Origin of the sequence: Coralliovum pocilloporae (assembly GCF_030845175.1) — a bacterium.
Taxonomy (GTDB): domain Bacteria; phylum Pseudomonadota; class Alphaproteobacteria; order Rhizobiales; family Cohaesibacteraceae; genus Coralliovum; species Coralliovum pocilloporae.
This window is the reverse complement of sequence record NZ_CP132542.1, coordinates 74,366-95,842: the sequence shown is the minus strand read 5'-3', so window position 1 is coordinate 95,842 and position 21,477 is coordinate 74,366. Positions and strand designations below refer to the sequence as shown.

The 21,477-nt window shown below is 55.4% G+C and carries 21 protein-coding genes; 14 read left to right on the top strand and 7 right to left on the bottom strand.

Annotated elements, in window-relative coordinates; all coding sequences use genetic code 11:
* Nucleotides 1-36 precede the first annotated feature (36 nt).
* Nucleotides 37-771 carry a DNA repair protein RecO gene (gene recO, locus RA157_RS00440; RefSeq protein WP_350334518.1) on the top strand — a complete coding sequence of 245 codons (735 nt, stop codon included), beginning with the start codon at nucleotides 37-39 and terminating at the stop codon, nucleotides 769-771.
* A 38-nt stretch (nucleotides 772-809) separates the two neighbouring features.
* The gene (parC, locus tag RA157_RS00435) at nucleotides 810-3,050 is read left to right on the top strand and encodes a DNA topoisomerase IV subunit A (protein ID WP_350334517.1); all 2,241 of its coding nucleotides are present in this window, start codon (nucleotides 810-812) and stop codon (nucleotides 3,048-3,050) included.
* A 1-nt stretch (nucleotide 3,051) separates the two neighbouring features.
* Here parC and RA157_RS00430 read toward each other — a convergent pair whose 3' ends face one another.
* From RA157_RS00430 to hemB, 7 genes are all read right to left on the bottom strand, one after another.
* Nucleotides 3,052-4,095, bottom strand: a complete 1,044-nt coding sequence (locus RA157_RS00430; RefSeq protein WP_350334516.1) for an endonuclease/exonuclease/phosphatase family protein — start codon at nucleotides 4,093-4,095, stop codon at nucleotides 3,052-3,054.
* 92 nt (nucleotides 4,096-4,187) lie between these two features.
* Entirely contained in the window at nucleotides 4,188-4,937 is a 750-nt protein-coding gene (locus RA157_RS00425) for an arginyltransferase (RefSeq protein WP_350334515.1), read from the bottom strand.
* Between the two features lie 8 nt (nucleotides 4,938-4,945).
* Nucleotides 4,946-6,793, bottom strand: coding sequence for an SLC13 family permease (locus tag RA157_RS00420; protein ID WP_350334514.1), 1,848 nt, complete (start codon nucleotides 6,791-6,793; stop codon nucleotides 4,946-4,948).
* A gap of 114 nt (nucleotides 6,794-6,907) precedes the next feature.
* Nucleotides 6,908-7,372, bottom strand: coding sequence for an RDD family protein (locus tag RA157_RS00415; RefSeq protein WP_350334513.1), 465 nt, complete (start codon nucleotides 7,370-7,372; stop codon nucleotides 6,908-6,910).
* Nucleotides 7,373-7,442: 70 nt separating this feature from the next.
* A complete protein-coding gene (locus tag RA157_RS00410) occupies nucleotides 7,443-8,681 on the bottom strand; it encodes a threonine ammonia-lyase (RefSeq protein WP_350334512.1) in 1,239 nt (412 codons plus the stop codon).
* 68 nt (nucleotides 8,682-8,749) lie between these two features.
* Entirely contained in the window at nucleotides 8,750-9,130 is a 381-nt protein-coding gene (locus RA157_RS00405) for a hypothetical protein (protein WP_350334511.1), read from the bottom strand.
* 80 nt (nucleotides 9,131-9,210) lie between these two features.
* On the bottom strand, nucleotides 9,211-10,200 hold the full coding sequence (hemB, locus tag RA157_RS00400; RefSeq protein ID WP_350336244.1) for a porphobilinogen synthase: 990 nt from the start codon (nucleotides 10,198-10,200) through the stop codon (nucleotides 9,211-9,213).
* A gap of 213 nt (nucleotides 10,201-10,413) precedes the next feature.
* Here hemB and RA157_RS00395 point away from each other — a divergent pair, with 213 nt between their 5' ends.
* The 12 genes from RA157_RS00395 (at nucleotide 10,414) to thiL (ending at nucleotide 21,453) form a co-directional block, all read left to right on the top strand.
* Entirely contained in the window at nucleotides 10,414-11,559 is a 1,146-nt protein-coding gene (locus tag RA157_RS00395) for an isobutyryl-CoA dehydrogenase (RefSeq protein WP_350334510.1), read from the top strand.
* Between the two features lie 2 nt (nucleotides 11,560-11,561).
* Entirely contained in the window at nucleotides 11,562-12,608 is a 1,047-nt protein-coding gene (locus RA157_RS00390) for an enoyl-CoA hydratase/isomerase family protein (protein WP_350334509.1), read from the top strand.
* A 28-nt stretch (nucleotides 12,609-12,636) separates the two neighbouring features.
* Complete coding sequence (locus RA157_RS00385; protein ID WP_350334508.1) at nucleotides 12,637-13,065, top strand: DUF6163 family protein; 429 nt, start codon at nucleotides 12,637-12,639, stop codon at nucleotides 13,063-13,065.
* Nucleotides 13,066-13,282: 217 nt separating this feature from the next.
* Nucleotides 13,283-13,795, top strand: a complete 513-nt coding sequence (gene ldtR, locus RA157_RS00380) for a transcriptional regulator LdtR (RefSeq protein WP_350334507.1) — start codon at nucleotides 13,283-13,285, stop codon at nucleotides 13,793-13,795.
* Between the two features lie 299 nt (nucleotides 13,796-14,094).
* Entirely contained in the window at nucleotides 14,095-15,357 is a 1,263-nt protein-coding gene (locus tag RA157_RS00375; RefSeq protein ID WP_350334506.1) for a L,D-transpeptidase family protein, read from the top strand.
* 37 nt (nucleotides 15,358-15,394) lie between these two features.
* Nucleotides 15,395-15,577, top strand: coding sequence for a DUF6898 family protein (locus RA157_RS00370; RefSeq protein WP_350334505.1), 183 nt, complete (start codon nucleotides 15,395-15,397; stop codon nucleotides 15,575-15,577).
* Between the two features lie 238 nt (nucleotides 15,578-15,815).
* Nucleotides 15,816-17,120: a serine hydroxymethyltransferase gene (gene glyA, locus RA157_RS00365; RefSeq protein WP_350334504.1), complete on the top strand. Its 1,305-nt coding sequence runs from the start codon at nucleotides 15,816-15,818 to the stop codon at nucleotides 17,118-17,120.
* 36 nt (nucleotides 17,121-17,156) lie between these two features.
* Entirely contained in the window at nucleotides 17,157-17,663 is a 507-nt protein-coding gene (gene nrdR / locus RA157_RS00360) for a transcriptional regulator NrdR (RefSeq protein WP_350334503.1), read from the top strand.
* A gap of 2 nt (nucleotides 17,664-17,665) precedes the next feature.
* Nucleotides 17,666-19,441, top strand: a complete 1,776-nt coding sequence (ribD, locus tag RA157_RS00355) for a bifunctional diaminohydroxyphosphoribosylaminopyrimidine deaminase/5-amino-6-(5-phosphoribosylamino)uracil reductase RibD (protein ID WP_350334502.1) — start codon at nucleotides 17,666-17,668, stop codon at nucleotides 19,439-19,441.
* 41 nt (nucleotides 19,442-19,482) lie between these two features.
* Nucleotides 19,483-19,935, top strand: a complete 453-nt coding sequence (gene ribH / locus RA157_RS00350) for a 6,7-dimethyl-8-ribityllumazine synthase (RefSeq protein WP_350334501.1) — start codon at nucleotides 19,483-19,485, stop codon at nucleotides 19,933-19,935.
* Between the two features lie 3 nt (nucleotides 19,936-19,938).
* A complete protein-coding gene (nusB, locus tag RA157_RS00345) occupies nucleotides 19,939-20,439 on the top strand; it encodes a transcription antitermination factor NusB (protein ID WP_350334500.1) in 501 nt (166 codons plus the stop codon).
* A 6-nt stretch (nucleotides 20,440-20,445) separates the two neighbouring features.
* Nucleotides 20,446-21,453, top strand: coding sequence for a thiamine-phosphate kinase (thiL, locus tag RA157_RS00340; RefSeq protein ID WP_350334499.1), 1,008 nt, complete (start codon nucleotides 20,446-20,448; stop codon nucleotides 21,451-21,453).
* Nucleotides 21,454-21,477: the final 24 nt, after the last annotated feature.

Below are 21,477 nucleotides of genomic sequence, written 5' to 3'. Positions count from 1 at the left end.
AGGTCAGATCAAGACACGAATCATTCGGGCTCTGTGATGGAATGGACAGACGAGGCGCTTGTGCTGGGTGCCCGCAAACATGGTGAGAACAGCGTCATCCTTGAGGTGATGACCCATCATCATGGCCGTCATCTTGGCCTGGTTCGCAATGGTCGGTCACGGAAGTTTCAGGCAGCCCTGCAACCGGGCAACAGCGTGACTGTGACCTGGCGCGCCCGGTTGGAAGATCATCTGGGACAGTTCTCTGTGGAACTCCACAAGGCACGGGCAGCTGTTCTGATGGCCGATCCGGTCAGCGTCTACGGGGTCCAGTTTCTTGCAGGCCTGTTAAGGCTTCTGCCAGAGAGAACCCGTGAGGACGGGCTTTATCTGGCGGCGTCTGCCATTGTTGAGACTTTTGAAGAACCGCTGCTTGCCGCCGGTCTTCTGGTCCGATTGGAACTTGCCGTGCTGGAGGAGCTGGGCTTTGGCCTTGACCTGGAAAGCTGTGCTGCGACCGGCGGGACGCAGGAACTGGTTTACGTGTCGCCTAAATCGGGCCGTGCTGTGTCGCGAAAGGCCGGGTTGCCCTATCATGACAAGCTGCTGACCCTGCCGCGCTTCCTTGTCTCCAGCCTGCCGCGTGAAACACCGGATGCGGGGGAAGTTTTTGACGGATTCAGGCTGGCCGGGTTTTTCTATGATCGCCATATCTGGGGGGCACGCGGTATCCAGCCGCCGGGGGAGCGGGATGGATTTATCACCGCCTTGAAAAAGCAGATGAGCGGCTGATTCTTGCGCTTTGCAGCATTAAAGAGTAGCAAATTCATATGGGAAACGAACTGATTCCGCCAAGCGGCACTGAAACCATCAATCTGCGGGAAGCGCTGGAAGAGCGCTATCTGGCATATGCTCTGTCGACCATCATGCACCGGGCACTGCCGGATGTCAGGGATGGGCTTAAGCCTGTGCACAGACGGCTTCTGCATGCCATGCGGCAGCTCAAGCTTGATCCCAATGCATCGTTCAAGAAATGTGCCCGTGTGGTGGGCGATGTGATTGGTAAGTACCACCCGCACGGTGATCAATCGGTCTATGACGCGCTGGTGCGTCTGGCGCAGGATTTTGCCGTTCGGTTCCCGCTGGTCGACGGGCAGGGCAATTTCGGCAATATCGATGGTGATAACGCCGCTGCCATGCGTTACACGGAATCCCGCCTGACCGCGGTTGCCGCCTTGCTGCTTGAAGGGCTTGATGAGGACGCTGTTGACTTCCGCGAGACCTATGACGGGGAAGACAAGGAGCCGGTGGTTCTTCCGGCCAACTTCCCCAACCTTCTGGCCAATGGTTCAAGCGGTATTGCGGTGGGAATGGCGACCAATATCCCGCCTCACAACGCAGCTGAACTGTGTGAAGCGTCTCTTGTGCTGATCGACAATCCCAATGTCACTACGGAAGAGCTGGTAAAGATTGTTCCTGGTCCGGATTTCCCGACCGGAGGTGTCATCGTTGAAGATCCGGCCAATATTCTGGACGCTTACGAAACCGGTCGTGGCGGGTTCCGCGTCCGTGCGCGCTGGGAGAAGGAAGATCAGGGACGTGGGGCCTGGGTCATTGTTGTGACCGAGATTCCCTATCAGGTTCAGAAATCCAAGCTGATCGAGAAGGTGGCCGAGCTTCTGCAGAACCGGAAGCTGCCGCTTCTGGGTGATATCCGGGATGAATCTGCAGAAGATATCCGGCTTGTGTTGGAGCCGAAAAGCCGGACCGTCGATCCTGAGCTTCTGATGGAATCCCTCTTTAAGCTCACGGATCTGGAAAACCGCGTGTCGCTGAACATGAATGTTCTGTCTCGTGGTGTGATTCCGAATGTTATCGGCCTGAAGCAGGTGCTTCGGGAATGGCTCGATCACCGGAAAGAAGTTCTGGTACGGCGCTCCAGGCATCGCCTGGCCAAGATTGAGCACCGGCTGGAAGTTCTGGGCGGCTATCTGATTGCCTACCTCAATCTGGATGAGGTGATCCGGATCATCCGTGAAGAGGATGAGCCCAAAAAGGAACTGATGCGGACCTTCTCGCTGACTGATGTTCAGGCTGAGGCCATTCTCAACATGCGTCTGCGCAGCTTGCGCAAGCTTGAGGAAATGGAGATCCGTACCGAGCATGACAATCTGACCAAGGAAAAGAGTGGTCTTGAAGCGCTTCTTGCCTCGAATGCCAAGCAGTGGGCGAGGGTTGGCAAGGAAATCAAGGCGGTTATGAAAACCTTCGGACCGGATACGGAGCTGGGCGCGCGCCGGACCGGATTTGCCGAGGCCCCGGATCGTGACCTGTCTGATATCCAGCAGGCGATGATCGAACGGGAACCGATTACGGTCATCATTTCTGAAAAAGGCTGGATCCGTGCCATGCGCGGGCATGTGTCAGATACCTCGACGCTTGCCTTCAAAACCGGTGACAAGCTGAAGATTGCGTTCCATGCCGAGACGACGGACAAAATCCTGATTTTCACCACCGGCGGCAAGTTCTTCACCCTTCAGGGGGATAAACTTCCGGGCGGGCGTGGGCACGGAGAACCAATCCGTATCATGATCGATATGGATCAGGATCAGGACGTGGTTGATGCATTTGTTCATCGCAAGGAGATGAAACGTCTGGTGATCGCTACTGATGCCCGCGGGTTTGTGGTGTCTGAAAGTGATGTTGTAGCGGGAACCCGCAAGGGCAAGCAGGTGCTGAATGTTTCTGGCGGTGAGGAAGCCTGCCTCTGTGTCGAGGCGCAGGGTGATCATGTTGCCCTTGTGGGTCTGAACCGTAAGCTGCTTCTGTTCCCGGCAGACCAGTTGCCTGAAATGACCCGAGGGCGCGGTGTACGTCTGCAGCGCTACAAGGATGGCGGCGTGTCAGATGCCAAGCTGTTCAAGGGTGAAGAGGGACTGACCTGGACCGATTCAGCTGGCCGAACCCATACGCGGAGCCTTGAGGATCTTGCAGACTGGTGTGGTGATCGCGCTCAGGCAGGTCGTTTGGCACCGTCCGGTTTCCCGCGTACCAACAAGTTCAAAGGTTGAGTTAGGGGCTGATCGCGAATTCGGCAATCAGCGGATAGTGATCAGATCCCACATAAGGCCCACGCTTCAGGGATATGAGGCGCAGGTCTGAGCCTGAGTAAATCTGGTCTATGGGCAGGAAGGCTATGCCCTCATAGCCGCCCAGTTCCTCATAAAAACGCGGTGTCGGGAAGGTCCATATGGCCTTTGTGTGCCGCTCGAGACCGGCAGCCTTGTCAAATGCTCCGAGCGCGAAGGACCAGGGCGTTGAATTGAAATCTCCGGTCAGAAGTGTGCGCTCGGAGGGATGATTTTTCAATTCACCCAACAGCGTGTGGAACTGCTGTCTTTGTCGATCTCCCGGCAAGGGCCAGCGCAGATGCGCCGTTATCAGATGGACGGGTTTTGCACCTGGCAGATGCAGCCGGGCACTGGCAATGGGGCCGCTGGGCCTTTCCGGTTTCTCTCCAAAGACCCGATCAAGAAATTTCGGCTTTGCGCCCTGGCGAAAACTGAAGGGCTGAATTGCTTCATCAGTCAGCCGGTATCGGGACAGGATCCCCACTTTGCAATGAGCTCTGTGCGCGCAGTGAACCTGATAAGGATAATCCGTCCTGAATGCTTTCAGGAGGCGTCTGTTCAATGCCGCGAATTCCTGAAACAGGATGACATCCGGATTTTCTTCCCGGACGAAGGCAACAACCTGATCCTGCTTGTAGTTTCCTGCCCAGAGATTGAAGCTGATGACTTTCAGCGGTGAACCGGCTTCTGAGGTCGCGATCGGGGTGGAGGCCTGCAGCCAGTGGCTTGCAAGATGCGGCAGCACCATGACGCTGCTGACCACAAAGGGAAAGCCGAGCAAAAGAGTGTGAAATGGCCTGAAAATGTGCTTTCCGAAAAGAAGTATCGCGATGATCAGTGACAGGACGGAGACTAGAAGCAGGAAGGGCTGGAAGTGATTGATGGCATCAAACGCATAGATATGGCTCCCCAGCAGAGCTGTGGCCTGCAGTGAAACAAGGCCCAGCAGGGCAAGCCAGTAAAAGAAGCGAAGTAAGCTTATCATTCAGGATACAGCGCTGTGAGTGTCGTTCTTCCCGGTTCACTTGTCCGGTCAATATGGCTGTATGAAGGCGGCTGCAGATGGATGCAAGCTGATTATTTGGTCACCAGAGTCCAGCCTTCCATACCCAATCGTTCCTGGGGAAGGAAACGGGCCTTGTAGTCCATTTTCTGAGACCCCTCGACCCAGTATCCCAGATAGAGATAGGGGAGACCGAGCCGATGTGTGCGATCGATATGCTCGAGAATCATGTAGGTGCCAAGGCTTCTGTGATGCTCTGACGGGGTATAGAATGAGTAGACCATCGAGAGACCATCAACGAGACGGTCGGTGAGAGCTGTGGCAAAAAGCGGGCCTTCGCTGTCGCCTGATATGCCGCTGTCGATATCGCGGGCGCGATATTCGATCAGCATGGTGTCCACGTGGCTGTCCTCCACCATCTGCATGTAATCGTAGAATGACATATCCGCCATGCCACCGTCCGCATGCCGGGATTCCAGATAGTCCCGGAAGAGGGCATAGTGCTCATCTTCCCCCTGAGCGGGACGTTCTATTCCGATCAGGTCCGTATTGCGTTTCATGATCTTGCGGAACTTGCGCTCCCAGACAAAGTCTGACACACGCACCCGGACGGAAACGCAGGCGCGACATCCTTCACAGGCTGGCCGATAGGCAATATTCTGGCTGCGCCTGAAGCCGCCATGGGTGAGAAGGTCATTCAGAGCGGCAGCATTCTCGCCCACAAGATGAGTGAAAATCTTGCGTTCCTCCCGCCCTTCAATATAGGGGCAGGTTGAGGGAGCCGTCAGGAAGAATTGCGGCGTTTCTGTGAAATGACGCGTCATGGCGAGGACTATATCAAACCATAGTACCAGGGCGCTACAATCGAAAATGTGATCCAGATAAGGATAGCCAATGGCAGGCCAGCCCGGACGAAATCACTGAATTTGTAGTGACCGGGGCCCATAACAAGAAGATTGGTCTGATAGCCGATCGGGGTGATGAACGAGCAGTTGGCTGCCAGAATAACCGCAATGATAAATGGTTCTACCGGCAATCCGGTCTGCGCGGAAATATTGAGCGCAATCGGTGTGAAGAGAACGGCTGTTGCATTGTTTGACAGGATGTTGGTCAAAGCGGCAATCAGCAGGAAAAGGGCGGACAGAAGCACAGCCGGTGGAGCACCTTCCAGGGCCAGGACCACGCCATGGGCGATGAATTCCGCCCCTCCTGTTGCTTCCAGAGCCGTTGCACTGGCCAGTGAGGCTGCGATCAGCATCAGAATTTTGCCGTCAATGGCACGGGCCGTCTGGCGGATGTTGATACAGCCTGCGGCTATCATCGCCAGTGTTGCCAGAAGGGCTGATGTAACGATAGGCAGGATACCTGTTGCTGCTGTGATGATCATTGCACCGAAAATGGCAAGCGCATGCGGTGCGCGGCTGCGCATGGGCACGTCTGCCGCTGAGAAATCAACCACCAGCATGTCGCGATTGGATCTCAGACCCATGATGTCGGTTCTGGAACCGCCAACAAGCAGAACGTCGCCGGTCTCAAGCCGGATGTCGCTGATCGACATACGTGGCATGCGGGCGCGACGCTGGATGCCAAGAACAACGCAATCTGTATCTGCGTGAATGTTTGCTGCCGACACCATGCGACGGATCATGCGGGAGCCGGGCGGGATAATCACCTCCGCCAGAGTGAAGTCTGACGGGGGTGCTGTATTGGCTTCCTCTTCCTGCTCCTCGTCATGCTGGAGCAGTTTTTTCTTGGACGAGAGTGCTTTTGTGAGAGCTGCGCGTGTTGCAGCCACCACGACAACATCTCCTGTCTCCAGCGTGATGTCATCGAAGGGAGGCAGAAGCGGCTGCTCGCCACGTTGCACCAGTCGAACCGTCATGTCCTTCAGGTCGGGGAACATGCCTGCAACGGCACGAACACCGTTCAGGCTGTGGGAATCCGAGATGATGATTTGTGCTATGAAATGCTTGCCATCGCCATGGCGCAACTCGTCGGCCATGGTTTCCCTGTCCGACAGCAGACGCGGCATGATGACCAGTGCATAGACCGCACCGACACCGGCGAGGATGACGCCGACAGCCGTGATGTCGAAGAAGCCGATGGGGAAACCGGCCTTCTCGGATACGCCCGCCACAAGCAGGTTGGTGGATGAGCCGATAAGCGTGGTCATGCCGCCCAGAATACTGATGAAGCTCAGAGGCATCAGAACACGTGCCGGGCTCATCCGTTCGCTGGCAGCAAGGGCAGAGAGGATCGGGATGAACATCACCACAACAGGCGTATTGTTCATGAAAGCGCTTACAATGCCTGCAACCAGATAGACGCCGGTGATTGCCAGCCAGCGGTTTTTTCTGGCCAGCCGCGAGATAAGCTGGCTGGGTCTGTCGAGAGCATCCGTCTGGAAAAGCGCCTGTCCGACAATCAGCAGGGACAGGATTGTAATAAGCGCGGGGTTGGCGAATCCGGAAAGGATTTGCTCGGCATCAACAAGAATGCCCGTCGCGGTGTTCTGATAAGGGAAGACTGTAAACAGAAACAGGAAAGCGGCCAGTGAAGCCAGAGAAATGGCTTCAATCGAATAACGTTCCCAGGCAAAAGCAAAGATTGTGGCTGAAATGATTGCCAGTGACAGCCACATATGAAGATTGCTGGCATGGCCCGCAAAACTATAATCCACTCAACAGTCCCCGGTCTTCCTTTGCCGCATTGCGGTGGGTTCTGATTCCGTACAATTAAAGCACGAAATCAATTTTAAGGGCACCGGATATTGATACCATCAAGGAAACGGCATCTATTGGTCAGAGTTCACGGCAATGACGCCCAACAGGAGATCATGCAGCAATTGTTTGTGTCTGGTGAACAGTGACAGCAGCAGCACAAATGGCGTCAGAATGGTGACGGATACATAGAAGAGCAGGGTGTGCGCCAATGCCTGCAGCATGGTCATGGATGCGCCATCCTCAAAGCGGACCTGAAGCCCCATCAGACGCATGCCGATTGTTGCCGCATCACGGCTGCCAAGAGTCGATGCATTGTAGAGCAGGGCAACACAGGGAAAGACCGCTGGAAACAGCAGCCACCCCAGAGACAGTGTGACTATCCCGAGAACGGCAACCACCACATACATAATGGATGTGAGCACTGCGATGATGATGGCATCAACCACAAAGGCCATCATCCGGCGTGTTCTGACACCTGATGTCATGGTGCGGCTAATACCAACTCCTGTCTGAGGCAACGGATTTTCGGTGCTCATATCGCATCCTGTATTTTGAATATATCGTCACACAAGAGATGGGGAAGGCAGCGGGCTTTACAAGTGAGCATCAGGCATCATCGCTACGGGCTGATTTCAGTCGCCGGACGATCAGATCTTCTGCTTCCAGGCTTTTGATGATCCGTTCAGCGTGATCCCGGTTCCGGGTTTCCATGGTCACATCCAGAGTGGCCCCCTTGGCGGGAACCGCAAGGAAATGCCGATGATGGGAGACCTCCAGGATATTTGCACCCATACCGCCGATAATCGTCGAGATGGTACCCAGGATGCCGGGCCGGTCCGGGATGATCATCCGCAGAGTGACAATCTTGTCTTCGCTCTCGAGCTGCCGCACCATGATGGAAGTGAGGATACGTGCATCAATATTACCACCGCACAGCACCAGCCCGACAGATTTGCCGTGGTACCGTTCAGGGTCATGGAGAAGGGCTGCAAGGCCTGCTCCGCCTGCACCTTCCGCACTGGTTTTCTGAAGGGCCATATAGAGATAGATGGCCTGTTCCACGAGCGCCTCGGGGATAATCACCAGCTCATCCACATGCTCTGCCGTAATGCGACGGGTGAGCTGCCCCACATCCTTGACGGCAATGCCTTCGGCAATGGTGTTGCCTCCGCATTCAAGAGAGGGGTCTTTGAGGGCGCGTGTCATGCCCGGATAAAGCTCCGTTTCAACGCCGACGATGGTGATCTCAGGCTTCAACGCTTTTGCGGCAACAGCAATACCGGAAATCAGACCTCCGCCTCCGATAGGGACCACAAGCGTATCGAGATCCGGGCAGTCCTCCAGCATTTCAAGAGCGATGGTTCCCTGTCCGCGAATGACATCCGGGTCGTCGAATGGATGAACCCAGACGAGGCCTTCTTCTTCTGACAGGCGCTGTGCTTCCTGTTGAGCCTCAATGAGGGTGTCACCGTGAAGAACGACGGTCGCGCCATAGGATTCAGTGGCTTCGACTTTCACGAATGGTGTGAAACGCGGCATGACGATGGTTGCCGGAATGCCAAGCCGACCGGCATGATAGGCAACAGCCTGTGCATGATTGCCCGCTGACATGGCAACGACGCCGCGTTTCCGCTCGTCTTCTGACAGCATGGTCAGCTTGACCAGCGCCCCACGCTCCTTGAAGGCACCGGTGGCCTGCATGTTGTCATACTTGACGTGGACCTTTGCTCCGAGCCGGGCGCTCAGGCGCGGGGAGAACAGGGTCGGAGTCCGTAAGATATGGCCTTCAATGATCGAGGCGGCATCCTGTATCGTCGACAGGTCGACAGAAGTGTGTTCAGGCATTCTGCAGGTTTCTTTCCAGGAGTTGGCGGCTCTTGTGATCAGTCTCTGAATATCGGAGAGGGTAGGGCTCAATCCCCGTCAAAAAGCGCTAATAATTGTTCGAATGGGGATGGGGCGATGACTTCTCCACCATCTTCAAAGGCCAGCATGTCGATAGCTTCGCTGATTTTGCCAGGGCGTGCCAGCCAGAACCGCTTGAGAGCCCACAACTGGGTTTCGGACAGGCGGCCGAAATGAGTGTCGATCCCCGCCAGCGCCGTGCGGTTTCCCGTAGCTGCATCGTGACCATATTCGCAGACAGCAACACCGGAGTCATAAGCTCCGTTCTGATAGGTCTCATAATCAATGCGCACTTCAGCAGCGGACAGATTTGAAACGGACCGAACCGTGATCTTGCTCTCGGCAGACTCAAGGGCCGGAAGCGTTGCCAGACACAGACGCGTCAGCAATTTGCCTTGATCCTGGCAGGCTGACAACAGCAATACCAGTGTGAGGCTCAAGGCCGCGACAGGTCCGGTTCTCTTGCCTCTCACAATTGTCCGTCCGCAATCATCTGAGCCACTTTGGGTGCAAAATAGGTGAGGATGCCATCGGCCCCAGCTCGTTTGAACGCCAGCAGGCTTTCCAGCATGCAGCGGTCATGATCCAGCCAGCCATTGGCAGATGCTGCGTGGATCATGGCATACTCGCCAGAGACCTGATAGGCGAAGGTCGGCAGGCCGAAATCGCTTTTCAGACGATAAACGATATCCAGATAGGGCATGCCGGGCTTGACCATGACCATATCGGCGCCTTCTGCAATATCCAGTTGCGCCTCATAAATGGCTTCATCTGAATTGCCTGGGTCCATCTGATAGGTCTTCTTGTCACCTTTCAGTGTGGCATTGGCACCCACTGCGTCCCGGAACGGGCCGTAAAACGCTGACGCGTATTTGGCGGTGTAGGCCATGATTTGTACATGCTCGAATTCGGCATCATCAAGAGCGGTGCGAATGGCTCCGATGCGCCCGTCCATCATGTCGGAAGGCCCAATAATATCGGAGCCGGCTTCCGCCTGAACCAGAGCTTGCTGCATCAGTTGAATGACGGTCTGGTCGTTGATGATCTCGTTTCCGACCATCAGGCCGTCGTGACCATGACTGGTATAGGGATCAAGCGCCACATCCGTCATCAGGCCGATGTCGGGCACAGCCTTCTTAATCGCCCTTAAGGCCGTGCACACCAGATTGTTCGGATTGAGCGCTTCTGTGCCCATGTCATCGCGCAGGTGTGTTGGTGTGTTCGGAAAGAGCGCAAGGACAGGGATCCCAAGCGCTGCGGCTCTTTCAGCCTGCTTTACGGCCTGATCAACCGAATAGCGATAGACGTCCGGCATGGATGGAACAGGTTCGACCACTCCGTTCCCTTCCATGAGAAAGATGGGCCAGATCAGATCATTGACGGTCAGGCTGTTTTCCCGGACCAGGCGACGGGACCAGTCGCTCTTCCTGTTCCGGCGCATTCTGCGTCCGCCGATCATATCACGAACCTGCTGCCGCAATGTCTGGCCGGAGCTCGCGTTACCACCTACGTCCATTGATTAACTTCCTCAAACCGTGTCTGCTTGGCAAAACTTATCACCTCGCGGGGTTGCCGGACAAGAGATCAGCTTGGTGCTATCTGCAAATGACTGTTTTCTATTACCGTGACATGCTGACGCGGAAGGCCTTAAAGCGGGCATGAAAGGGGAGTTATGGACTTTCAACTGACTGAAGAGCAAAGTGCCATTCAGGACATGGCACGGTCTTTTGCAGCAGACCAGATGGAGCCGCATGCCCGGGAGTGGGACGAGCAATCGATCTTCCCCGAAGATGTTCTGCGGGAGGCTGCGGCTCTTGGCTTTGGTGGTATCTATGTGAAAGACGATGTGGGTGGTTCCGCTCTCAATCGTCTGGATGCCGCGATCATTTTCGAGGAATTGTCAAAAGGCTGCACATCAACCGCTGCCTATATTTCTATCCACAATATGGCCGCGTGGATGATTGATACGTTTGGGTCTGATGAGCAGCGGACACGGTTTCTCCCCAGACTGTGTTCCATGGAGCATTTCGCCAGCTATTGCCTGACCGAGCCTGGAGCCGGGTCTGATGCAGCCAGTCTGAAAACCCGGGCTGAGCGGGATGGTGATGCTTATGTGCTGAACGGATCGAAGGCCTTTATTTCCGGTGGTGGGCGATCTGATATCTATGTGGTCATGGCGCGGACGGGCGGAGAGGGGCCGAAAGGTGTCTCATGCTTTGTTGTGGAAAATGGAACGCCGGGTCTGTCATTCGGTGCCAACGAAGCCAAGCTGGGCTGGAAGAGTCAGCCGACGGCAATGGTCATGTTTGAAAACTGTCGCGTGCCTGCAGCCAATCTGATTGGTGGTGAGGGAAGCGGGTTCAGGATAGCCATGGCGGGCCTCGATGGCGGACGTCTGAATATCGGGGCCTGTTCGCTGGGCGCGGCACAGGCCTGTCTGGACCGGTCTATTGCCTATATGCAGGAACGGAAGCAGTTTGGGCGAGCCATTGCCGAGTTTCAGGCGCTTCAGTTCCGGGTTGCCGATATGGCGACCGAACTTGAGGCAGCGCGTCTACTGCTGCACAAGGCAGCGCTGATGGTCTCGGATAAACACCCAGCTGCGACACAGCAGGCTGCCATGGCCAAGCGATTTGCAACGGATGTGGGCTTTCAGGTGGTCAATGAAGCGCTGCAATTGCACGGTGGCTATGGCTATTTGCGCGATTTTCCCATAGAGCGCCATTTGCGGGATGTCCGTGTCCATCAGATTCTCGAGGGAACCAATGAAGTGATGCGACTGATCATCGCCCGCAAGCTGTTTGAACGAGGTCAGTGATCATGAGCAGTGACGATATTCTCTTTGAGCAGAGGGGCTGTGCCGGTCTGGTTACGCTCAACCGTCCCAAGGCGCTGAATGCGTTAAGTCATGACATGGTTCTGCGCCTGTCTGATCAGTTGCGGAATTGGGAGACGAACAGCAGTGTAGCCCATATTGTTGTCAGATCCACATCAGAACGGGCGTTCAGTGCGGGTGGTGATATTCGGGATCTCTATGAATCGGGGCGGGCGGGCAAACCTCCGCTTGATTTCTTCAGAGATGAGTATCGGCTCAATGCTTATATCCATCACTATCCAAAACCCTATATCTCCCTGATTGACGGCATCGTCATGGGAGGCGGTGTCGGTGTTTCGGTGAATGGCTCTCATCGGATCGGCGGGGACAATGTCGGCTTTGCCATGCCTGAAGTGGGTATCGGCTTTTTCCCGGATGTGGGCGGCTCTTATTTTCTCCCCCGTCTTAAGGGGAGCTGCGGTGTCTATCTGGCCCTGACTGGAGATCGCCTGAAACAGGGAGACGCATTATGGGCTGGTGTTCTGACCCATACCGTGCCGTCTCATCGTTTCGAGGTGCTTCTTGAAGCGCTCGTGGAGAGCCCCGATACAGATGCTGTTCTGGCAGCACATGAAGAATCAGTGCCTGCGGATCGGATTGGAGCGCTCGCAGACGCCCTTGATGCGCATTTCAGGGCTGATAATCTTGAGACCGTGATGTCCCGTCTGGATAAGGCGGCTTTAAATGGTGATGAGTGGTGCGGCCAGACGGCTGCCACAATCCGTTTGAAATCTCCGACCAGTCTGCATATCGCATTCCGGCAGATGCAGGAGGGATTGGCGCTTGATTTCAGGGCCGCCATGCAGATGGAGTATCGGATTGTTTCCCGTCTGTTGTCGGGGCAGGAGTTCTATGAGGGCATCCGTGCTGCCATTATCGACAAGGATAATAATCCACGCTGGTCACCGGAGAGGCTTGATCTGGTGTCGTCACGTGATATCGATGCATACTTCGCCGAACTTGGCGACGATGAACTGACATTTGACCGATAGCGGTCAGCGACTGAAGTGAGACCATGTGATGATCAGCAGGACTGACAGATCAGGATTGCCCGGGCAGAGCGCTGCTATTCGCTCGGATCTGGCCCTGTCTGTGTTCTTGCGTGTCATGGCTGCTGTCCTCATGGTGCGTGGCATTTTGCGATGGGCTGACTTGACCGGGCTGAGCGGGCATCCTGAAGGCCTGCTCGGGCTTTCCGTGAGTGGTCAGGTCGAACTTGTCTTTTTTGCTGTGGTGCTGCTGGTGGCGTCCACCGGCCTCTGGATCCTGGCAACCTGGGGCGTGGTGGTCTGGATGGCCGCTGCATTTCTCAATGCCGTACTGGCGGTTTTCTTCCCGGAAATAACCCAGTTCAATGCACCGCTTCTGATTTTCGATGGGGTAACGGTTCTCATCTATCTCTGTCTGCTCTACGTGCGTGAGCGTATCCATGCACAACAGGGCTATTGAGCGTTCCGGACCGTATTCAATAGATAAAAGCCGGTCGTTTTTAGAAACGTTCTCTTTACTCTGATAGATTGTATGTCATTTGAGAGGCCCTGGTAAGGTTTCGTTATCCGTCTCTCTTAAGTGGATTTTAGAATGCCTCGCCTATAGTCGCCTGTATTGAATAAGGGCCACCAATAAAAAACAGGCCCATAAGAACAGATGTCAGAGAGGCGTAACTATGAGCAACGTATCGATGAAGCTCGACACGTTGGAGCCAGCGGAAGAGGTAGCGGACATCAGACCGCTCTATCTTGAGGCGCTGAGCTATGTTGAGCGACTGCACCGCCGTTTGCTGGATGTGATCAAGGATGAATTTGATCGCATGGGCCGGTCGGATGTGAATAGCGTTCAGGCACTCTTGCTGTTCCATATCGGTGATTCCGAGTTGACGGCAGGGGAACTGCGCACCCGCGGGTTCTATCTGGGCTCGAATGTGTCTTACAATCTCAAGAAACTGGTGGACCTCGGCTATATCCATCATGAGCGTTCGAAGACTGACCGGCGGTCTGTCCGGGTTCGTCTGACGGATCACGGGCAGGAAATCGCAGATGTGGTTGCCGGTCTCTATGAGCGCCATATCGAGACTGTCGAGAAAGTCGGTGGTGTGAGCGTTGAAGACTTCCAGGCCATGAACAAGTCGCTGAAACGACTTGAACGGTTCTGGACGGATCAGATTTTGTACCGTCTCTGACGGGAACACTAATTTGTGAAGATCAAGACGGGGTGCTTATGGCGCCCCGTTTTCTTTTGTCTGAGGGCAGGAAGCGGCGGAACTCCCTGTGTTTGTGGTTTTTGGGTAACGCCTTCCGCTTTTTTTCAGAATTTGTTTGGCTTCGAATTCTTGCCGGACTATGTCATATTTTATTCAGAGTTTCATGTACGGATGCGTATTGACTGAACCGTAACGCGCTCGCGATTTGTTTTGGGTCGAAGCGAGCCCATTGATACATGCGGTATTGACACCGGCACGAGATATAATCGGATCGTAAAATGACTTCTCCAAAGACCACGCGCACGCTGGATCGCAGGGCGTTTGTTACAGGACTGGCTGCAGGCTCGGCGACGCTTCTTTCGAGCGCGGCGCAGGCCGAGAACCCTGTGACTGTCTTCCTCAAGAACAACCGTCGGTCCGCCTGGTCCCAGGGGTTTGATCCGAACCGTGATGTTCGCAGTGAAGTTCTGGGTGCTGAGCCTGTGCTGTCCCACGAGGCCGGGGTCTTCATCGAGCAGGCTGTGGCCCGCTATTCCTACATCGTTCAGAAGGGTGGATGGCCGGCAGTACCGCATGGCGCACGGCTGCGCCTTGGTTCCAGGCATAGAAATGTTCCGCAGTTGCGTCAGCGCCTGATTGCGTCCGGTGATATGGCGCCGGGTGCAGATGTGAATGATGTTTATGATGCAGAAGCAGCTATGGCGGTGCGACGGTTCCAGGCGCGGCATGGCATCCGGGATGATGGTGTCGTGCGTGAGGCGACCTATCGTGCACTCAATGTTCCAGCTGATGTGCGACTGAACCAGCTGCAGACAAATCTTGTGCGCCTGCGCGCCATGTCCGGTTTCCTGGGAGACCGGTTCGTGATGGTCAATATTCCGGCGGCCGAGATTGAAGCTGTCGAGCAGCGTGCGGTCTATTCGCGTCATGTGGCTGTTGTCGGCAAGATTGACCGGCAGACACCAATTCTGAACAGCAAAATTCATGAGCTGAACTTCAATCCGTATTGGCACGTGCCCAAGAGCATTATCCGCAAGGATCTCATTCCTAAGATGCAGCAGGATCCGCAATATCTGCTGCGCAACAAGATCTTTATCTATGACTGGAAGGGGAACCTGCTCGATCAGAATTCCATAGACTGGCATACTGATGAAGCGACAAAGTACCTGTTCCGTCAGGATCCGGGTTCTGAGAATTCCCTGGGCTCTGTACGGATCAACTTCCATAATCCGCATGCGGTCTATCTGCACGATACGCCGTCCCAGAGCCTGTTTGGTCAGAACTATCGTTTCCATAGCTCGGGCTGTGTACGCGTTCATAATGTTCGCGATTTCGTATCCTGGCTGCTGCAGCCAAATGGGGACTGGAACCGGGCACGGGTCGATTCCGCAATTGGCAGCGGCGAGCGACTGGATGTCCGCATCAAGGAAAAAACACCGCTCTATATGACATACGTGACGGCCTGGGCCACACGTCAGGGGCATGTGCATTTCCGCCCCGATGTCTATAATCGTGATGGACTGGGCGCTCTGGCCCAATAGGGCCGGAGGGATATGGTGATCTGGTCCGGGAGGGGGAATGTCCGGGACAGTTTTTCTCGAGTTTATCCGCGTCGGCCAGCAATTGAAGGTCAACGCAATTGACGAGGCGACTGGCATTGAGGTGTCCGTATTCGGGCCGGTCAATGGCAGTCGTACCGAATTGCAGTCTATTGCCATCCAGAAACTGCGTCGCCGTCTCGAGCGGGAAGGGCAGGCCTAAAGCGCCTGATGAAGCCCCATAAGCACTCCCCATGGCCCCCCATGAAACACCTGGGCCCAAGCGTGTCGTTACGCTATTTCTGGGAAAAAGTTTCCGAAAGTGAACAAAAGCGACGAAAACCCGATGGAATTTGTCGTTTGTAAAGTTTGGTCCCGGTGTGGACCTGTGTTAAATCGCATTTATCCATCAGCGACCGTGCGTCTTAAGGGACGCGTCATGAGAACAGGGATCGACACATATGTCTACGGTTGAGCAGCCCAGCGGGGCGTCGAACTTTCCGAATTTCTTCTCTGCGGACCTGGCGAGTTCCGACCCGGATATCGCTGCCGCAATCGAGAAAGAACTCGGTCGTCAGAAGCATGAGATCGAACTGATCGCATCTGAAAACATTGTTTCCAAAGCCGTTATGGAAGCCCAGGGCAGCATAATGACCAACAAGTATGCGGAAGGTTATCCGCATCGCCGTTACTACGGTGGTTGTCATTTTGTTGATATCGCTGAAGATCTGGCTATCGAGCGCATCACCAAGCTGTTTGGCTGCTCTTATGCCAACGTTCAGCCAAACTCAGGCAGCCAGGCTAACCAGGGTGTTCTGATGGCACTGGCCAAGCCAGGCGACACCATTCTCGGCATGAGCCTTGATGCCGGTGGTCACCTGACCCATGGTGCCCGTCCGAACCAGTCCGGTAAATGGTTCAACGCCATTCAGTATGGCGTGAAAGAAGATAGCCACACAATCGATTATGATCAGGTTGAAGCTCTTGCTGTTGAGCACAAGCCTACGGTCATCATTGCTGGTGGTTCTGCTTATGCCCGTCAGTTCGATTTCGCCAAGTTCCGTGAAATCGCTGACAAGGTTGGCGCTTATCTGTTTGTTGACATGGCCCACATTGCCGGCCTCGTTGCTGGTGGCGCTCATCCGAACCCGTTCCCGCATGCACATGTGGCAACCTCCACGACCCACAAAACCCTCCGTGGTCCACGTGGCGGTATCATCCTGACCAACGATGAAGCTCTGGCCAAGAAGATCGATTCGGCTATCTTCCCGGGCATCCAGGGTGGTCCTCTGATGCATGTGATTGCTGCTAAGGCCGTTGCATTCGGTGAAGCTCTGCGTCCGGAATTCAACAGCTACATCCAGTCTGTTGTGGACAACGCCAAAGTTCTGGCATCCACTCTGATGGAAAATGGTCTCGACACCGTGTCTGGCGGTACAGACAACCACATCGTTCTGGTTGACCTGCGCCCGAAAGGCATCACCGGTAAGGCTGCTGAAGCGGCTCTTGGTCGTGCATTCATCACCTGTAACAAAAACGGTGTGCCGAACGATCCGGAAAAACCAACCATCACATCCGGTATCCGTCTGGGTACACCGGCTGGTACAACACGCGGCTTTGGTACTGCTGAATTCCGTGAAATCGCTCAGTTGATCTGCGAAGTGCTTGACGGCCTCAAAGAAAACGGCGAAGACGGCAATGCAGACGTTGAAGCACGTGTGAAGGAAAAGGTTATTGCTCTGACCGATCGGTTCCCGATCTACTGAGCCAGACCGGCCTTCCGCGTCAGGAAGGTAGACTGAATGCGTTGTCCATATTGCAGCTGTGACAATACGCAGGTAAAAGACTCTCGGCCGACGGAGGACCATACGTCCATCCGTCGGCGTCGTGTTTGTGCGGATTGCGGTGGTCGGTTCACGACCTTTGAACGCATCCAGCTCCGTGAACTCACCGTCATCAAGAAGAGTGGCCGCCGTGTTCCGTTTGACCGGGACAAGCTGATGCGCTCTGTTCAGATCGCCCTGCGCAAGCGCTCGGTTGAGATGGAACGGGTGGAACGGATGGTCAGTGGCATTGTGCGTCAGCTCGAAAGCCTAGGCGACCCGGAAGTCAATGCAGACCAGATTGGGTACTTCGTCATGGACGGCCTGCGCGGGCTGGATGATGTAGCCTATGTGCGGTTTGCGTCGGTTTACAAAAACTTCCGTGAAGCCAAAGACTTCGAGAATATTCTTGATGAACTGCATGGGCCTGAGGACGAGCCTCTCAGTCCGGACACGGATGCTGATTCATTGAAGTCCGGCGACTGATAATGAGCAAGATACAGGGGGAGGTGTCCCCATCTGTCCCCCGTTTTGATTCCTCACGCGATGAGCATTTCATGCGGTTTGCAATCCGTATTGCGCGTCGCGGTCTCGGACGTACTGCTCCCAATCCATCAGTCGGTGCGGTGCTGGTAACCGCAGAGGGGCAGGTGCTGTCATACGCCCGGACAGCGGACAGCGGCCGTCCACATGCCGAAAGACGTGCGCTGGATGCACTTGGCGGTGAGGCTAGGGGAGCATGTTGTTATGTGACCCTTGAGCCCTGTTCTCATCACGGAAAAACGTCCCCGTGTGCTAATGCTCTTGTGGAGGCTGGCGTAGCGCGGGTCGTCATTGCCCTGAAAGACCCCGACCCGCGTGTGGCAGGACAGGGAATTACCCGGCTGCGGGATGCGGGTATCGAGGTCGTAACTGGTGTTCTGGGCCAAGAGGCCCGACAGCTGCATGATGGGCATGTCAGCCGGGTCACCCGCAAACGGCCGCATATCCAGTTGAAACTGGCTGTCAGTTCCGACGGGTTTATCGGTCAGAAAGGTGCCGGGCAGGTGGCCATCACCGGCCCTGAAGCACGACAGGCTGTCCAGATCATGCGGGCACAGGCCGATGGGATACTGGTCGGGATAGAGACCGTTCTTGCCGATGATCCGGACCTGTCCTGCCGATTGCCCGGGCTTGAGCGCTTTTCACCTGTCCGGCTGGTGCTCGACAGGCGTGGACGGATGCCGCTTGACTGTCGTCTTCTGCAGACAGCGGACAGGGTGCCCGTCTGGATTCTGGTTGGACCTGAGGCTGATGTGTCTCACCTGAAGGCCTGTGAGGCCAGAGGCGCGCGTGTTATTCGCTGCCCGCTGTCAGGCTCCGGGCTTGATCTGGTTTATCTGACATCGCTTTTGGCGGAAGAGGAATTGACCACTCTTTTTGTTGAGGGTGGTGCTCGGGTCGCCAGGAGTTTTCTTGATGCCGGGCTTGTTGACGAATTCCTGTTGTTTTCCGGACCAGGCCGGATTGGAGCGGATGGCATTCCCGCGCTGGCCGGGCTCGATCTCTCTGCTGTTTTGCGTGAAAGCAGGATCAGGAGAGACAGCGATTTTATTCTGATGGACGAGCAGCGCTATGGCGCGGACAGGCTTCGTCGTTACAGAAAAGGAGACAAATCCATGTTTACCGGAATTGTGACAGACAAGGGAGAGATCCACTCGGTGGAAACACGCCCGTCCGGTGCCCGCATCACCATTGCGAGCGCATATGATGCTGCCCAGGTTGATATGGGTGCATCCATCGCCTGTGCCGGTATCTGTCTGACTGTTGTTGACAGTGAGCGGCTTGAGGATGGTCGCAGCACGTTTCAGTTTGACGTGTCACGTGAGACGCTTGATCGCACGACGCTTGGGTTCTGGGTTGAAGGGGATACGGTCAATCTCGAACGTCCGCTTACTCTTGGCACGGAACTGGGCGGCCATGTGGTGACCGGCCATGTGGACGGGCTGGCCGAGATTGTCGAGCGCGTGGATTATGATGATACATCCCGCTTCCGCCTGAAAGCACCGCATGATCTGGCAAAATTCATTGCCGGGAAGGGGTCTGTGACCCTTGATGGCACTTCTCTGACGGTGAATGACGTGGAGGGGGATGAATTCACGATCATGCTGATTCCACACACATTGACGGTGACAAGCTGGGGAAGCCGTCAGGCTGGTGACAAAGTAAACCTTGAAGTCGATTTGATGGCCCGCTATGCAGCAAGGCTTGCTGAATTCACGTAAGAAGAATAAGAAGTCCTGATCATTCTGACGGAAGTACACATATGGCACAGTCAAAGCCGCATATCCTGATCATTGAGGCGCGTTTTTATGAAGCGATTGCCGACGAAATTGCCAATGGCGCGATTGCTGAAATCGAAGCATCAGGCGCGACTTATGAGCGGATTGCTGTTCCGGGCGTTCTGGAAATTCCGACGGCTCTGGCTGTGGCCAACAAGGCTGTGGCAGATGGCAAGGTTTCTTACGATGGCTATGTCACGCTGGGCTGTGTCATTCGTGGCGAGACGACACATTATGATATCGTCGCGGGTGAATCCGCCCGTGCTATCATGGACCTGTGCGTTGACCACCGTCTGGCTGTCGGAAACGGCATTCAGACGGTTGAGAACGAGGCTCAGGCCTGGGCACGTGCACGTATCTCTGAAAAGAACAAGGGTGGCGGTGCCGCCGCTGCAGCGCTTCGGATGATCGAACTGAAGCAGAAATACGGACAATAACGAATGGCCAGTGACACCTCTCCGCAGGCTCCGAAGACTTTCAGACCGGCCAACAAGCGTGGCGCGGCCCGGCTTGCAGCTGTTCAGGCGCTTTATCAGATGGATGTGGGCGGGACTGACCTCACGCATGTGATCGTCGAGTTCGAATCCTTCCGTCTGGGCAAGGAGATGGACGGTGATCAGTATCGCGATGCGGATCGGGTCTATTTCCGGGACATCGTTTCCGGCGTGGTCAAGGATCAGCGTCTGCTGGATCCGAAGATTCACGTTGCGCTGGCGGACAAATGGCCGCTGAAGCGGATCGATACAACGCTGCGTGCTATTCTGCGCTGTGGCACCTATGAAATCCTCAATCGTTCCGATGTTCCGTCCCGGGTGATCATCACGGAATATGTGGATGTTGCACGGGCCTTCTTTGAAGGTGATGAGGCGAAGATGGTCAATGGTGTGCTGGACCGTCTGGCCCATGCAGAGCGCCCGCAGGAATTTGACGGCGAGCAGTGATTACTGATGGGCGAGCAGCGGCAAAGGCCTGGTGAATTTGCGCTGATCGCCAAGTATCTTGCGCCGCTTGCTACAGATCCCGGTACATTTGACCTCACAGACGATACCTGTCGTCTTGATATCCCGGATGGCCAGCAGCTGGTTATCAGCAAGGATATGCTGGTCTCCGGTATGCATTTTCTTGCCACCGACCCGCCTGACCTGATTGCCCGGAAAGCCCTCCGGGTCAATATTTCCGATCTGACAGCCAAAGGCGCAGAGGCCGCCGGGTATATGTTGGGTCTCAGCCTGCCGGATGACTGGACTGAAGACTGGCTCCAGAGGTTCTCCGAAGGGCTTGGGCGAGACGCTGCTGTTTTCAGTCTTGGGCTTCTCGGGGGAGATACGGTCAAATCCGGGTCGGACCGATTGACAATCTCCGTGACTGTTTTCGGATGGCAGCCCAAGGGAACCCGTCTGACGAGAGGCGGGGCCCGGCCTGGGGATCATCTGTATGTCAGTGGTGTCATCGGTGATTCTGCGCTTGGTCTTCTGCTGCATCGCGGGGACCAACCGACGTGGGTAGTGGCTCTGGACGACAGACTGTGCAACGAGTTGATCAATCGCTACCTTCTGCCGGGAAACAGGCAGGATATCCGATCGCTGGTTCTGGATTATGCATCAGCGTCTATGGATATCTCGGATGGCCTTGTGGGAGACCTGCGTCATATCTGTGTTGCCTCCGGCTGTGGCGCGCGGCTGGAAACAGGGCTTGTGCCGATGTCCGAGGCCGGGCAGGTGGCAGCTTCAGTTGAGACCGGCTGTCTCCAGACCATGCTGACCGGTGGTGACGATTACGAGGTTCTCCTGACGGTGCCTGATGACAGGCATAAAGCATTTCAGGACGCTGTGAAGATGTCTTCTGTTCCTTTCACGCGAATTGGCGTGATGACTGAAGGCTCGACCGAGATTGACTTGAAGGATGCTGATGGGCAAAGCTTGGTCTGGGAGCAGCAGTCCTTCTCCCATTTCTGATCCAAACTGGATTCTCACCATTCT

Coding starts and splice junctions, on each gene's coding strand:
- recO (WP_350334518.1), top strand. CDS start 37: ATGGAATGGACAGACGAGGCGCTTGTGCTGGGTGCCCGCAAACATGGT.
- parC (WP_350334517.1), top strand. CDS start 810: ATGGGAAACGAACTGATTCCGCCAAGCGGCACTGAAACCATCAATCTG.
- RA157_RS00430 (WP_350334516.1), bottom strand. CDS start 4,095: ATGATAAGCTTACTTCGCTTCTTTTACTGGCTTGCCCTGCTGGGCCTT.
- RA157_RS00425 (WP_350334515.1), bottom strand. CDS start 4,937: ATGACGCGTCATTTCACAGAAACGCCGCAATTCTTCCTGACGGCTCCC.
- RA157_RS00415 (WP_350334513.1), bottom strand. CDS start 7,372: ATGAGCACCGAAAATCCGTTGCCTCAGACAGGAGTTGGTATTAGCCGC.
- RA157_RS00410 (WP_350334512.1), bottom strand. CDS start 8,681: ATGCCTGAACACACTTCTGTCGACCTGTCGACGATACAGGATGCCGCC.
- hemB (WP_350336244.1), bottom strand. CDS start 10,200: ATGATCGGCGGACGCAGAATGCGCCGGAACAGGAAGAGCGACTGGTCC.
- RA157_RS00395 (WP_350334510.1), top strand. CDS start 10,414: ATGGACTTTCAACTGACTGAAGAGCAAAGTGCCATTCAGGACATGGCA.
- RA157_RS00390 (WP_350334509.1), top strand. CDS start 11,562: ATGAGCAGTGACGATATTCTCTTTGAGCAGAGGGGCTGTGCCGGTCTG.
- RA157_RS00385 (WP_350334508.1), top strand. CDS start 12,637: ATGATCAGCAGGACTGACAGATCAGGATTGCCCGGGCAGAGCGCTGCT.
- ldtR (WP_350334507.1), top strand. CDS start 13,283: ATGAGCAACGTATCGATGAAGCTCGACACGTTGGAGCCAGCGGAAGAG.
- RA157_RS00375 (WP_350334506.1), top strand. CDS start 14,095: ATGACTTCTCCAAAGACCACGCGCACGCTGGATCGCAGGGCGTTTGTT.
- RA157_RS00370 (WP_350334505.1), top strand. CDS start 15,395: ATGTCCGGGACAGTTTTTCTCGAGTTTATCCGCGTCGGCCAGCAATTG.
- glyA (WP_350334504.1), top strand. CDS start 15,816: ATGTCTACGGTTGAGCAGCCCAGCGGGGCGTCGAACTTTCCGAATTTC.
- nrdR (WP_350334503.1), top strand. CDS start 17,157: ATGCGTTGTCCATATTGCAGCTGTGACAATACGCAGGTAAAAGACTCT.
- ribD (WP_350334502.1), top strand. CDS start 17,666: ATGAGCAAGATACAGGGGGAGGTGTCCCCATCTGTCCCCCGTTTTGAT.
- ribH (WP_350334501.1), top strand. CDS start 19,483: ATGGCACAGTCAAAGCCGCATATCCTGATCATTGAGGCGCGTTTTTAT.
- nusB (WP_350334500.1), top strand. CDS start 19,939: ATGGCCAGTGACACCTCTCCGCAGGCTCCGAAGACTTTCAGACCGGCC.
- thiL (WP_350334499.1), top strand. CDS start 20,446: ATGGGCGAGCAGCGGCAAAGGCCTGGTGAATTTGCGCTGATCGCCAAG.